The 12,810-nt window shown below is 67.4% G+C and carries 10 protein-coding genes and 1 tRNA gene; 7 read left to right on the top strand and 4 right to left on the bottom strand.

Annotated elements, in window-relative coordinates; genetic code table 11:
* Positions 1-28: 28 nt before the first annotated feature.
* From ABID41_RS14175 to ABID41_RS14185, 3 genes are all read left to right on the top strand, one after another.
* Complete coding sequence (locus ABID41_RS14175) at positions 29-778, top strand: response regulator (protein WP_331932901.1); 750 nt, start codon at positions 29-31, stop codon at positions 776-778.
* Complete coding sequence (locus tag ABID41_RS14180; protein ID WP_331932900.1) at positions 775-2,130, top strand: ATP-binding protein; 1,356 nt, start codon at positions 775-777, stop codon at positions 2,128-2,130. The genes ABID41_RS14175 and ABID41_RS14180 overlap by 4 nt, the downstream gene beginning before the upstream one ends.
* Positions 2,131-2,480: 350 nt before the next feature.
* Positions 2,481-2,699, top strand: a complete 219-nt coding sequence (locus ABID41_RS14185) for a con-10 family general stress protein (RefSeq protein WP_331932899.1) — start codon at positions 2,481-2,483, stop codon at positions 2,697-2,699.
* Here ABID41_RS14185 and egtB read toward each other — a convergent pair.
* Positions 2,696-4,918, bottom strand: coding sequence for an ergothioneine biosynthesis protein EgtB (gene egtB / locus ABID41_RS14190; protein WP_354297888.1), 2,223 nt, complete (start codon positions 4,916-4,918; stop codon positions 2,696-2,698). The genes ABID41_RS14185 and egtB overlap by 4 nt on opposite strands.
* Before the next feature lie 200 nt (positions 4,919-5,118).
* Here egtB and ABID41_RS14195 point away from each other — a divergent pair, with 200 nt between their 5' ends.
* The 3 genes from ABID41_RS14195 (at position 5,119) to ABID41_RS14205 (ending at position 7,765) form a co-directional block, all read left to right on the top strand.
* The gene (locus ABID41_RS14195) at positions 5,119-5,655 is read left to right on the top strand and encodes a sigma-70 family RNA polymerase sigma factor (RefSeq protein ID WP_331930415.1); all 537 of its coding nucleotides are present in this window, start codon (positions 5,119-5,121) and stop codon (positions 5,653-5,655) included.
* Between the two features lie 56 nt (positions 5,656-5,711).
* A complete protein-coding gene (locus tag ABID41_RS14200) occupies positions 5,712-6,983 on the top strand; it encodes a M20/M25/M40 family metallo-hydrolase (protein WP_331930413.1) in 1,272 nt (423 codons plus the stop codon).
* Positions 6,984-7,057: 74 nt separating this feature from the next.
* On the top strand, positions 7,058-7,765 hold the full coding sequence (locus tag ABID41_RS14205) for a hypothetical protein (RefSeq protein WP_331930411.1): 708 nt from the start codon (positions 7,058-7,060) through the stop codon (positions 7,763-7,765).
* 4 nt (positions 7,766-7,769) lie between these two features.
* Here the strand turns inward: ABID41_RS14205 and ABID41_RS14210 are convergent, their stop codons facing one another.
* A complete protein-coding gene (locus ABID41_RS14210; protein ID WP_331930409.1) occupies positions 7,770-8,030 on the bottom strand; it encodes a hypothetical protein in 261 nt (86 codons plus the stop codon).
* A 187-nt stretch (positions 8,031-8,217) separates the two neighbouring features.
* Here ABID41_RS14210 and ABID41_RS14215 point away from each other — a divergent pair.
* Positions 8,218-8,307, top strand: a tRNA-Ser gene (locus ABID41_RS14215).
* 140 nt (positions 8,308-8,447) lie between these two features.
* Here the strand turns inward: ABID41_RS14215 and ABID41_RS14220 are convergent.
* Both ABID41_RS14220 and ABID41_RS14225 read right to left on the bottom strand, forming a co-directional pair.
* Entirely contained in the window at positions 8,448-11,123 is a 2,676-nt protein-coding gene (locus tag ABID41_RS14220; RefSeq protein ID WP_331930407.1) for a TonB-dependent receptor domain-containing protein, read from the bottom strand.
* 87 nt (positions 11,124-11,210) lie between these two features.
* Positions 11,211-12,773 (bottom strand): hypothetical protein, encoded by a 1,563-nt coding sequence (locus ABID41_RS14225; RefSeq protein WP_331930405.1) that lies wholly within the window; start codon positions 12,771-12,773, stop codon positions 11,211-11,213.
* Positions 12,774-12,810 lie beyond the last annotated feature (37 nt).

A 12,810-nucleotide genomic window follows, 5' to 3' on the forward strand; every position in this document is an offset into this window, starting at 1 on the left:
AAATCTCACGGTTACGCAATCTGCTAATATGCTGAACATGGAAACGCGTACCGAACAGTCCGCGGCTGGCCAGACTGCAGCCCGCATCCTGATGGTCGATGACGACCCGGGCATCCGGGACGTGGTGTCCGACTTTCTGGCCAAGCACGGATATCAGGTCGAAACGGCGGGCGACGCCCGTGAGATGGAGCAGGCGCTGGAGCGCGGCCCCATCGACCTGATCGTTCTGGACGTCATGCTGCCCGGCGAAGACGGACTGGCCATCTGCCGGCGCCTCGCCGTCAGCGAAGGTCCGCCGATCATCATGCTGTCGGCCATGGGCGAGGACACCGACCGCATCGTCGGCCTGGAGCTCGGCGCCGACGACTATCTTTCCAAGCCCTGCAATCCGCGCGAGCTGCTGGCGCGGGTGCGCGCGGTGCTGCGCCGCGCCGAGCAGCGCGGCCAGACGAACTCGGTGAACGCCGGCTGCGAGTTCGCCGGATGGCGCCTGGATCTGGTCCGGCGTGAGCTGCGCTCGCCCCAGGGGGTGGTTGTGAACCTTTCCTCGGGCGAGTTCTCGCTCCTGCGAGCCTTCGTGGAGCGTCCCCAGCGCGTCCTTACCCGCGACCAGCTCCTGGAATTCGCCCGCGGCCCCGACTCCGACGCCTTCGACCGGGCCATCGACGTCCAGATCAGCCGGCTGCGTCGGAAGCTGGACGACGGCGGCGGCCAGGACCTGATCCGCACGGTGCGCAACGAAGGCTACATGTTCACCCCGAAGGTGAAGCGTTCATGACCCGCCCTTTGAAGGGCTGGCCGACCGCTTCGCTCTTCTGGCAGTTGCTGGCCCTGATCGGCGCCAGTCTGGTCGCCGCCCAGGCGATCAGCCTCATCCTGCTGTTCAACCTGCCGCCGCCGGCGCCGGACTTCTATCGGGCCAGTGAGATCACGCAGGCGCTGCGCGGGCCGCCCCCGAACATCACTGACCGACGCCCCCTGATCGTCAGGATCAGCGATGAGCCGCCGCCGATGGCGATCGAAAGCAACGTCACCCCCAAGATCCGCGCTCAGCTCGCCAAGAGCCTCGGCGTTCCGGTCGACAGCGTGGTGATCTCCTCGGCCTCGCGGTTCCCGGTCTCCGACCGCCGGGTCTTCCGGGTGATCCGCGATCGCATGGCGCGGGCAGGCGAGGAAGAGGAACACTTCCTCATTGCGCCCTTCGACGTGGCGGTGGCGCAGCCGGACGGAAAATGGAAGGTCGTCCGTCCCGAGCGCGGCATAGGCCTCAGCCCCTGGCAGCAGCGGCTGGTTCTCGTCTTCATCCTTTCGACCCTGGCCATGGCTCCAGCCGCTCTCGTCGTGGCGCGGCGGCTGTCGGCGCCCATCCGCCTGTTCACCGACGCGGCCGAACGGCTGGGCCGCGACCCGGGCGCACCGCCGCTGTCGCCACGCTCCCTCAAGGGCTCGGCCGAAATCGCTGTCGCGGTGAGGGCGTTCAACGAGATGCAGGAGCGGTTGCGCCGCTACGTGGAGGACCGCACCACCATGATGGGCGCCATCGCCCACGACCTGCGCACGCCCCTCACCCGGCTACGGTTCCGGGTCGAGGCGGCGCCCGAGGACGCCCGCGCCAAGATGGTCGGCGACATCGACCAGATGGAGGAGATGATCTCGGCCGCGCTGACCTTCGTGCGCGACACCAACCGCCCGGGCGAGCGGACGCGGCTGGAACTGTCGTCGCTGCTGGAAAGCCTGTGCGACGAGATGGCCGAGACTGGCTTCGACATCGAGGTGGAGCGCGGCGAGAAGGTGGTCCTGACCGGCGATCCCGTCGCCCTGCGCCGGCTCTTCACCAATCTGCTGGAAAACGCCGTGAAGTTCGGCGAGCGCGCCCGCGCCCGCGTCTTCACCGACGGGACCAACGCCGTGGTCGAGATCGAGGATGACGGTCCCGGCATCCCGCCCGAGGAGACCGAACGCGTCTTCGACCCCTTCTATCGCCGCGAACCCTCACGCAGCCGCCAGACCGGGGGCATCGGCCTTGGCCTGGCGGTCGTCCGCTCGGTCGCCAGGGGTCACGGCGGCGACGCCTTCCTGGTCAATCGGCCGGGCGGGGGCCTGACCGCGCGGGTCCAATTGCCGCTCTGACGCAAGCGCCGACGATCACTTTGTCGTTGGATGCGCCTTTCGACGATCCGACGGCTGATATTTCGCGAAGCGCTTTTTTCAGCTTTGCGGCGCGACGAAGGTCAGAATTTTTCGCGACAACTACTTAGCGCGCCCCGTTTTCGCGCCTTCGCCCCGGCTCGCCGCAAGATTTCGGGCCCGGCCCAATCGACGCTCAATCGATTCTGCGATCCCCCAGTGCGCGAATAGTCGCAGGCTCTTTCGCATTTTACGCGCAACCTCAGCCGCCCTTGGCGAGTTTGCTTGACCGTAACCGGAAGTGAGGCGTCGACCGCCCTCCCCAAGACGGTCGATGCGTAGAGGAGCCGCTCATGGATCTTGAAACCAACGCCAAGCCGAAGTCCCGCCGCGGATTTGCAGCTATGAATCCCGAACGCCGCCGCGAGATCGCCCGCAAGGGCGGCGCCAGCGTGCCCGGCGAGAAGCGCAGCTTCGCCAAGGACCGCGACCTGGCCGCTTCGGCCGGACGTAAAGGTGGCGAGTCCTCGCGCGGCGGCGGCCGCAGCCGCGGCGACAGGCTGGAAAGCTAAGCGCGCAGCAGGACGACTGCGAAGCTCGGAGCGGCGCTTTCCCAAGCCCGTTCCAGCTTCCAACCTGCCTGCGCCGCCAGCCGACCGAAGCCTTCGACCGTGAACTTGTAGGAGTTCTCGGTGTGGATGGTTTCGCCCGCGGCGAAGCGGAACACGCGGCCAGCGACATGCGCCGCGTGTTCGACTTTGCTCTCCAGATGCATCTCGATCCGGCTCGCCTCGCCGTTCCAGACGGCCTTGTGGCGGAACTTGGCGAGATCGAAGTCGCCGCCTAATTCGCGATTGATCCTCGTCAGGAGGTTCAGGTTGAAGGCGGCGGTCACCCCCTGGGCATCGTCATAGGCGGCGACGAGGGTCTCCTCGTCCTTGACCAGGTCTATGCCGACCAGGAACTCCGCCCCCTCGCCCAGCAGCCGCCGGGCGTTCTCGAGAAACTCGACCACCTCGCCAGGCGTGAGGTTGCCGATCGTCGATCCCGGGAAGAAGCCGACCCGCGGCTGATCCTTGGCCTCGGCCGGCAGGGCCAGGGCCTTCGTGAAGTCCTCGACCAGCGGGGCGACGCGCAGGTTCGGATAGTCGCGGGCGATCGCGCGGGCCGCTTCGTCCAGCGCCGAACGGCTGATGTCGATCGGGACATAGGTCGCCACCTGGGGCGCTGCGTCGAGCAACAGGCGCGTCTTGGTGCTGGCGCCGCTACCCAGTTCCACGAGGGCCGCGCCCTGCGGGATGACCGCCGCCATCTCGGCGGCCTTGTCCCGCATCAGGGACAGTTCCGTCCGGGTCGGATAATACTCCGGAAGCTCGGTGATCTCTTCGAACAGCCGCGATCCCTCGGCGTCGTAGAAATACTTGGCAGGCAGCGCCTTCCGCGGCTTGCCCAGGCCGGCCAGCACATCCCGCTCGAAGCTCGACGCGTCGGTTCGCATATCCTCGTCCCAGGCCAATCTCACCCCCGAGAACATCCAGCGCTGATGGGGATAGAAGAAGTTGCGGTAGCTCGCCCGCACATGCCCCTCGGGGCTCGCGCAGCAGCCGCCGCGCAGGACCATCTGGCCCACCATGAACTTGCCGTTGTACTCGCCGACGGCCCCGGCCGCGGGATGGAAGCCCGGATAGGGCGAATAGGCGCTGCGGGTCCATTCCCACACATCGCCGAACATCTGCCGCAGGCCCGGCTGGGACCTGGCGGCGGCGGGGCCGAACTGGCGCTGCTCGCGGAAGTTGCCCGACACATCCACGAGCGCCGCAGCGGCTTCCCACTCGGCCTCGGTCGGGAGCCGCGCGCCGGCCCAGGTGGCGAAGGCGTCCGCCTCGTAGAAGCTCACATGCGTCACCGGCGCGTGGGGCGCGAGCGCGCGGCGGCCCTGCAGGGTCATGGCCAGCCAGGCCCCGTCCGGCCCGCGCTCCCAGTAGAGCGGGGCTTCCCAGGCTTCGGCCTGGACGCGCGCCCAGCCTTCCGACAGCCAGAGCTCGGGGCGCGCGTAGCCGCCATCGGCCATGAAGGCCAGCCACTCGGCGTTGGTGACCAGCCGATCGGCCAGCCGATAGGGTTCCAGATAGGCCTTGTGGCGCGGGCCCTCGTTGTCGAAGGCGAAGCCGCCGCCCTGGTGTCCGATCTCCACCAGCCCGCCCGCGAAGGCCACCTCGCCGGCAGGGCCAGGATCACGGCCCACCGGCAACGCCGGCGCCGGCGCATAGGCGGGCTTCAGCGGCGACTGGGCGAAGAGGTGCAGAATGTCCATCAGGATCAGTTCCTGATGCTGCTCCTCATGCGCCAGGCCGAGGTTCAGCAGGTCGGCCAGCTCACCCGGCGCGCCCTTGGCCAGCAGCCGGCCCATGGCCTCGTCCACGTGCGCGCGATAGGCCAGCACCCGCTCCAGCGGCGGCCGGGTCAGCAGGCCGCGCTGCGGGCGCGGCTGCCGCGGGCCAATGGCCTCGTAATAGGAGTTGAAGAGGTAGCCGAACGCCGGATCGAACAGCCGGTAGTTCGCAAGATGCGGCGTCAGCAGGAAGGTCTCGAAGAACCAGGTCGTATGGGCCAAGTGCCACTTGGTGGGGCTGGCGTCGGGCATCGACTGGGCGAGTTGGTCCTCTGGCGACAGAGGCGCGGCCAGGGCGAGGGTCGCCTCCCGGACCCGTCGAAAGCGGCCCAGCGCCCCGCGGGCGTCGGTGGGCCGCTCTGCCGCAGGACTGAAGATCGCCTTGTCGGTCGGTGACATCGTCTGCTCCACGGTCATTGGTTTCCGGCGTCAGGCGCCCTTCACCCCGACAGGACCGCAGCGCAGGCAACCGGCCCTTGGTTCCCAAATCTGGTGGCTGAACCACGAAGCGCAAGCCGGAACGGTTGATCAAAGGGAACGTTGAAAGGCCACGCAATCGCGCGCCGGCGTCAGGCCAAGGCGGGCGAATTGAGGTCAGCATGGGCGGTGACGGCGAATGGCGCAGCGAGGTCGTGGCGATGATCCCCGCGCTGCGGGCCTTTGCCTGGTCATTGAGCCATAACGGCTCCGACGCCGACGACCTGGTGCAGGACACGCTGATCAAGGCCTGGACCAACCGCGACAAGTTCGAGCCCGGGACCAATCTCCGAGCCTGGCTGTTCACGATCCTGCGCAACACCTACTACACCCAGGTGATCCGCCGCCGCCGCGAGGTGCGCGACGAATCCGGCGAGTACGCCAACAACGTCCGCACCCCCCCGACCCAGGACTGGAGCGTCGCCATGCGCGCGCTGCAGTCAGCCCTCGCGCAGTTGCCGCCCGAGCATAGGGAGGCGCTGATTCTGGTGGGCGCCGCGGGCCTCTCCTACGAGGAGGCGGCCGAAATCTGCGGCTGCGCGCTCGGCACCATCAAGAGCCGGGTCAACCGCGCCCGCGCGCGCCTCCTGAAGATCATGGACGCCGAGGAAGCCTCCGACGTCATGGCGCAGGACACCCCCGAGGCAAGCCGGGCCTAGCGGCGGAGGTCACCACCGCTACTATGCCGGTCGACTCGAATTCGACCGGAGCCTCCATGTCCCGCAGCCTGCCCCTGGCGCTCGCCCTGTCCGTCATCGCCGCCTCCTCCGCCACGGCCGCGCCAAGGGACGACGTGGCGAAGATCGTCAGGAGCCCAGCTTTCAAGACCGTGACGGCCACCTTGGACAAGGACCACGACCGCACGGTCGCCGACATCGTCACCCTGACCGAGATCCCCGCCCCGCCGCTCAAGGAGGCCGAGCGCGCCAAGGCGTACAAGGCGATGCTCGAGGCCCACGGCCTGACCGATGTGGAGATCGACCCTGAAGGCAACGTCATGGGCCTTCGCAAGGGAACTGCCGGGGGGCCGGTCGTGGTGGTTTCGGCCCACCTGGACACCGTCTTCCCGGAAGGCACCGACGTGAAGGTGCGCCGCGAGGGAACCAAGCTCTACGCGCCAGGCGTCGCCGACGACACCCATAATCTCGCGGTATTGCTGGCCTGGATCCGCGCTCTGGACGCGGCCAAGATCCGCACCAAGAGCGACATCCTGTTCGTCGCCACCGTGGGCGAGGAAGGCGCCGGCGACCTGCGCGGGGTCCGCTACTTCTTCAATCAGGGCAAGTACAAGGACCGCACCAAGGCGTTCTTCTCGGTCGACGGACTGAGCCCCAGCGGCATCACCCACATCGGCGTGGGATCGAAGCGCTACCGCGTGACCTTCTCCGGCCCCGGCGGCCACTCCTACGGCGCGTTCGGGATCGTCAATCCGATGGCGGCAATGGGCAAGGCGATCACCGACTTCTACGAGGTGCAGGTCCCGACCAGCCCGAAAGTGACCTATTCCGCCTCGGTGACCGGCGGCGGAACCTCGGTCAACGCGATCCCCAGCAAGGTCTTCACCGAGTTCGACATGCGCTCGGCCGACGCCGGCGAACTGGCCAAGCTGGACGCTCGTTTCAAGACCATCATGCAGCAGGCGGTCGACCACGAGAACGCCACCCGCTCCACGAGCGTCGGCAAGGTGAGCGTCGAGATCAAGCCGATCGGCGACCGCCCCGCCGGCCAGACCGCAAAGAACACGCCGCTGGTGCAGAGCATGGCCGCCGCGATCGAGGCCATGGGCTACGAGCCCCAGTATGACGCCTCCTCCACCGACGCCAACGCCCCGATGGCGTTGGGCGTCCCGGCCATCACCATCGGCGGCGGCGGCAAGGGCGGGCGTGCCCACTCCCTGGACGAATGGATCGACGTGGCGAAGGAAGGCCGCGCCAAGGCGATGAGCGTCGGCCTGGCCGCCATACTGGCGGTCGCCGGGACGGACTGATCAGGCTCGTCGGCGCGCCGGAACGGGGACCCAGGCCATATCGTTTCTCTTCAAGAGCCGAGGAGGATCAAACGATGCGAAATCGCTCTCCCGACGACCCGCGCGCCAACGCCCCGCGCTCCGGCGCATCGCAGCGCGATCCTCAGCGGAGCTTCGGCGAGGAAGGCCGCTATTCGTCAGACCAGGCCCGCTACTACGGGGCTGACAACCGCTCGTTCAGTTCGCTGGCCACCCACCGGCCGATCGGCGAGCGGCCGGCGTGGCGGCGCGGCCGCTACGATGCGGGGCGCCAGCCGGACCTGGAGCTTCCCTATGACGAGGAAGACGCCCTGACCCGCGGCTACTACAGCCTCGAAGGCCCGCACGGCGGTCAGGAGTTCGGCATCGAGCCGCACGGCCACCGCGAGCCGATCGTCCGGCGTCGCCCAGGACCGGTCAGGACAAGGCCCGAGATGCCCTATGGCGACCAGGAGATCGACCCGACCGACAAGGGGGTCCGGCAGTTCGGACCGCCGGCCGACTATGCCTATCACCCGGATTCGGACATCGAGTTCGAACTCGACTATCTGGACTGGCGCGAGGAACAGCTCCGCGCCCATGACCGCGAGTATGCGGACTGGCGGGACGAACAGCGGCGCAAGTACGACGCGGAATATGTCGCCTTCCGCTCCCAGCGCCGCGACCACTTCGAGCGCAGCTTCGCGGACTGGCGAAACCAGCAGGGCCCGCTGACGGCGCCGGAGAGCGAAGGCGGCGAAACCCCGCCCGAAGACAAGGTCTAGGCCTTCAGACCGCGATCTGCTGGGGACCGCCCTCCCCCGCCACGATCACCCAGGCGCCAGGGACGTCGGAGACCTGCAGTTCCACGTCGCCGTACCAGGCGGTGTCGCGCTGCGGATCGCAGTCCAGCAGGATCGCGCCGTCGCCTCCCTCCACGAACAGGCGCTCGATGCTGTCCGCGCTTGCCGAGATGCGCAGGATGACGCGGCCGGCGGCGCGAAGCTCGGCGAGTTTGGCGTTCAGGCGATTCTGGAGGCCTTCAGTCATGGGTCCGAGCCTTGGCTTGAGGCGCAGACTTAACCCTAACGGGCCCACGCTCAAGCCTCGAACGCGGAGGAAACAGCGAGGCTGCTTTTTCTTTGCCCAGGGCCGTTGCTCCCGGCCGCCGGTTTCGGCTATGGAGTGCGACCCGATTTGGCCCGCAGGCTTTCCGAAGCCGCAGCCGATCAGGGCTGGTGACGTGGCCGAGTGGCTGAAGGCAACGGTTTGCTAAATCGTCATACTCGAAAGGGTATCGAGGGTTCGAATCCCTCCGTCACCGCCACCTAATCCCTGAAATCTGTCCCCTCCTCGCGGCGCTGGCGCAGCCCCGGGCTGCGGCCGCTCTGAAACGAGAAGCGCCGCCCCGGAGGACCGGAGCGGCGCACGTTGGAGGAGTTGGCGGGCTACTCCGTTGGCCTGGAATCAGAACGTGGTCTTGGCCGAGAGGCTGAAGATCCGGCCGAGCTGGTAGGTGTTCACGTTCACGCGGGCGCCGTCAGTCTCCTGGTACTCCTTGTACTTGCGACCGGTGAGGTTGCGGGCTTCGAACTTCAGCTCGACTTCGTGGCCGGCCACTTCGATCCCCTGGCGCAGGACCAGATCGAGGCTGAGGCCCGGATATTCGTAGATGTCGGGCTGGCCGGTGTTGGCCAGGCCGCGGCTGGTGACCCGCTTGCTGGCGTAGTTGAGCATCAGGGTCTGCTGCGACAGGCCCTTGCTGTCCTCGAACCCGATCTCGAGGTTGGCCATATGCCGCGACTGGCCCGTGAGCGGCGCGCCGTCCCGGAAGAAGTCGGTGGCAAGGGTCGAGCTCGAGGCGAAGACCGCGACCGAGTCGTCCGCCGACACCTTCAGCTCGGACTTCGAGAAGGTGTAGTTGCCGGCCACCAGCAGGCGCCGGGTCGACCAGAAGTCGCCGCTCAGCCAGTCGGACGGTTCGAAATACTTCTGGGCTTCGAGCTCCAGGCCGTAGAGGTCGGCCTTGGGCGCGTTGGCGAAGCTGGTGGTGAAGGACTCGCCGGAGACGAACGATTCGATCGGCCGGTCGATGTGCTTGTAGAAGCCCGCCGCGGAGATGCGCTGATCGGCGTCGTAGTACCACTCCCAGCGAACCTCGGCGTTGGTCAGCTCGCTGTCCGTCAGCAGCGGGTTGCCGCGATACATGCGGTTGGAGTCGGGATCGAAGTAGAACTGGTAGATCAGTTCTCGGAACTGGGGCCGGGCCAGCGTCTTGGACGCGTTGGCGCGGACCTGCATGTCGTCGCGGACCTCCCAGGTCAGGGTCGCGGCCGGCAGCCAGTAGTCCTTCTCGAGATCGGTCACCGCGGTCGAGGCGCCCGGGATGTTGAACACCTGGATCGGAGAGACCGACTGCTTGGCGGTCTCGTAGCGGACGCCGACGTCGAACTTCAGCGAGTCCAGCAGCCGCCCGGTCAGCTTTCCATAGCCGGCGTGGTTCTTCAGGGTCCCCAGGAAGGCCGGGGTCCCCTCGTTGGCCTCGACCATGGTGATGCCGAAGGTGTCGACGACGGACGGCTGCAGCAGGAGATCCGGGCGGAACATGTCCACCCCGGCCGGGAACGTGTTCGGGGCCTGGAACTGGAAGTCGCGACGCGTGCTCGTGCGGCGCGTGTCGTTGTAGGCGTAGCCCACGGTCGCGGCGAGATCGGGCGAGAACCGGTAGGAAACGTCGGCGCCACCGGACCAGAGACGCTCGTCAAGCTCGGAGAAGCTGACCTTGGCGTCGCCGTTGTTGCCGTTGTTCAGGCGATTGATGAAGTACTGGCCGAAGGGGTCGGCCTCCGCGTTGGTGCGGACATATTCGAAGGTCAGCTCGTAGGGCGCATCGCGCTTCGTCTCGGCGTAGCTCGCACGGACGTCGACGTCGAGATTCTCGGTCGGCTTGAACTCCCCGACCACCTGCGTGTTGACCAGTTGCCGCTCGTACCAGGCGGTGTCCTGCGGCATGTAGTCGACATCGGTGCCGTGGCGATTGCCGATGCCGAGGCGGGCTTCCTTGACGGTGTCGTGGATGTAGACGTTGGTCCAACGGACCTTGTGCTGGTTGTTGTCGCCGAACTCGGCGGCCAGGCCGAACAGGCCGTTCCAGACGATCCGGTTATCCGTCGTGATGCGACGGAAGTTGGTTTCGAGGTCCGACAGGTCGCCTTGCAGCGACATCTGGTTGATGGCCTCGCGCGTCTGGTACTTGTTGCTGTAGCCGGCGGCGGCGATCAGGCCGAGGTTCACGGTGTCCAGCTCGAAGGACTTGGCGCCCGCCAGACCCAGCGAGAAGTTGGCCGGCAGGTGGTTATCCTTCTGAAGGACCGCGTTGCGGCCGGTGACCAGTTCGCGGGCGATCGCGCCCGTATTCACCTTGCCCGAGCTCATGCGTTCGCCGCTCGCCAGGAAGGCCTTCAGCGCCGGCGACTTGTCGCGATCGCCGTTGTCGAAGCCGGACCAGTCGGTCTTGCTTCCGTAGTAGGTGTAGCCGAGCTGGTTCGTCGTCTCGGTGTCGATCGAGATCCCAGCATCCATGCTGAAGAAGTCGTCCTTGGAGATCGAGCGCGTCGTGAGGTTGATCACCCCGCCGCCGAACTCGCCGGGGAAGTTCACCGAGTAGCTCTTCTGCACCAGGGCGGACGAGACGATGCTGCTGGGGAAGAGGTCGAGGGGGACGACCCGCTTCAGCGGCTCCGGGCTCGGAAGCGGCGAGCCGTTGAGCAGGGCGAGCGAATAGCGGTCGCCCAGGCCGCGGACATAGACGTAGCCCCGGCCGACGAGGCTGAGACCGGTGAGATGGGTGAGCGCGCCGGCGATGTTGCCCTCGCCGCTTCGCGCCAGTTCCTGGGTCGACAGGACCGACAGGACCTGGGTGGTGGACCGCACGACGTTCGTGCGCTCGCCGACGACCACGACCTCGGACACGCCGGGGATCGAAACCTCGGGCGCCTCCTGCTCGGACGCCGCGGCCGGCGTAGAGGCGGAGGCCGCGGAAGAAGCGGCCGGCGGCGCAGCGGGCTCCGCGCCGTGGGCCAGTGTCGGCGCGGTCAGCGCGGTGGAAAGCAGCAATAAGGACGTGAGCCGCCGCGTGATCATTTCCGGTCCCCCTCAGGAAGCTCGATTGTTGAAAAAGGGGGGGCCGCCGTCGCCGGCCGCCCCCCCGGAACAAAGTCTCGCGGCGGATCAGGTGGTCGGCAGCGAGGTGCAGAGGCCGGTGTTGCCGCTGCCGAAGTTCGCGGTGCTGCTGTTGCAGGTCCAGCCGGCGTACCAGGTGTCGGTGCTGTCCTTGACGCCGCCGATGTGGGTCACGGCCGTGAAGGCGCTGCCCAGGCCGCTCACGTTGAACGCCGCGACGCCCATCTCGTTGGAGCCGTTGACGAAGCCGTTGGAGAGCGTCGAGGTGAAGTCGTCGCGATTGCCGTTCGAGCCGGCGCCGAAGAAGGTCGCAACCTGAGCGGCCGTGTAGGCGCCGCTGCCGATGTACTTGGTCGCGTTACAGGTGAGCACCGCCGAGCGCGCGGTGAGGGTCGACGGCGTCGTACCCGAACCGTTCATCCGGATGCACTCGTTGTTCGGCGTGGCCATGATGCTGTTCACCAGCGTCACGTCCGAGTTGCCGCGGTACAGCACGGAAGCCTGGTCGTTGGCTTCGTTGTTGCTGCTGACCTGGCCCTGAACCATCGTGAAGTTCGAGACCTGCAGCTTGGTGCGCGGCGTGTCGGCCTCGAACCCGTTGCTGTCGATTTCCATCAGGGCGTCGCCGGCGCCGGGGCGCTGGATCAGCAGGCCGTACTGGAAGTTGGCCTGGGCGCCGGTGTCGACATCGACGCTGTCGTCGTCGGCCCCGACGGCGATGTAGTACTTCATGGTCGGCGAGCCGCCGAAGTGCTCGGAACCGTCGTCGGAGCTGTTGAAGCTCATGATGTGGTCGAGCACCGTGCCCGAGCCGACGCCTTCGGTGGTGAGCGACTGCAGTTCGACGTTCGCGCCCAGGACGAACCCGGAGTAGCGGATCTGGACGTAGGACATCCGGCCGCTGCTGTCGGCGTCGTTGGCGCCGCCGTAGACCGCCGGGTCAGCCGAGCCTTCGGTCTGACGCTCGCACGTGCCCGCGGCGACCGAGCCGGTGGTGCAGTCAGTCACCCGGCCGCGGCCCATGAGCACCACGCCGCCCCACTGGCCTTGCGAGGAGTCGGTGTTGAGGCCCAGGACGTTATCCCGGCTGGTGAAGATGATCGGCTGGGTGGCGGTGCCGACAGCGCTGATCTTGTTGCCGCGGTTCACGGCCAGCCACGATTGGCCAGCGCCGCCGAAGATGATGACGCCCGGATCGATGGTCAGGGTGACGTTGGTGTCGGCCGCCGAGGCGGTGAAGCCACCGTCCTTACCCACATCCACGCGGCCCGAAAGTTGGTAGAGCAGGCCGGCGACCTTGGTCAGGCGGCTCGAAGTGTTGAAACGCGAGGGGAGCGTGCAGACCCGGTACGTGCCGGTCGGACCGGTGATCGTGCCGTCGTCCTTCAGGCCCTGCGGATCGCTGATGGTGGGGCAGCCGGAAGCCGGCGTGACGAGAGCGCCGCCGCCGCCAGGGGTGCCAGGGGTGCCGCCATTGCCGCCGTTCGCCGGCGGATTGATGATGACGTCCCCGCCGGCGCCGGGCGACGAAATGTCGTCCGCACCACAGCCCGCGAGCGCCAGCGCGCTCATCGAGGCCATCACGAGCACCTTGAACTTCTTACCGGTCATACGTTCGATCTCCCGCCGATGCGCTAATGCATGCATG

It is taken from the genome of Phenylobacterium koreense (assembly GCF_040545335.1).
Classification (GTDB): domain Bacteria; phylum Pseudomonadota; class Alphaproteobacteria; order Caulobacterales; family Caulobacteraceae; genus Phenylobacterium; species Phenylobacterium koreense.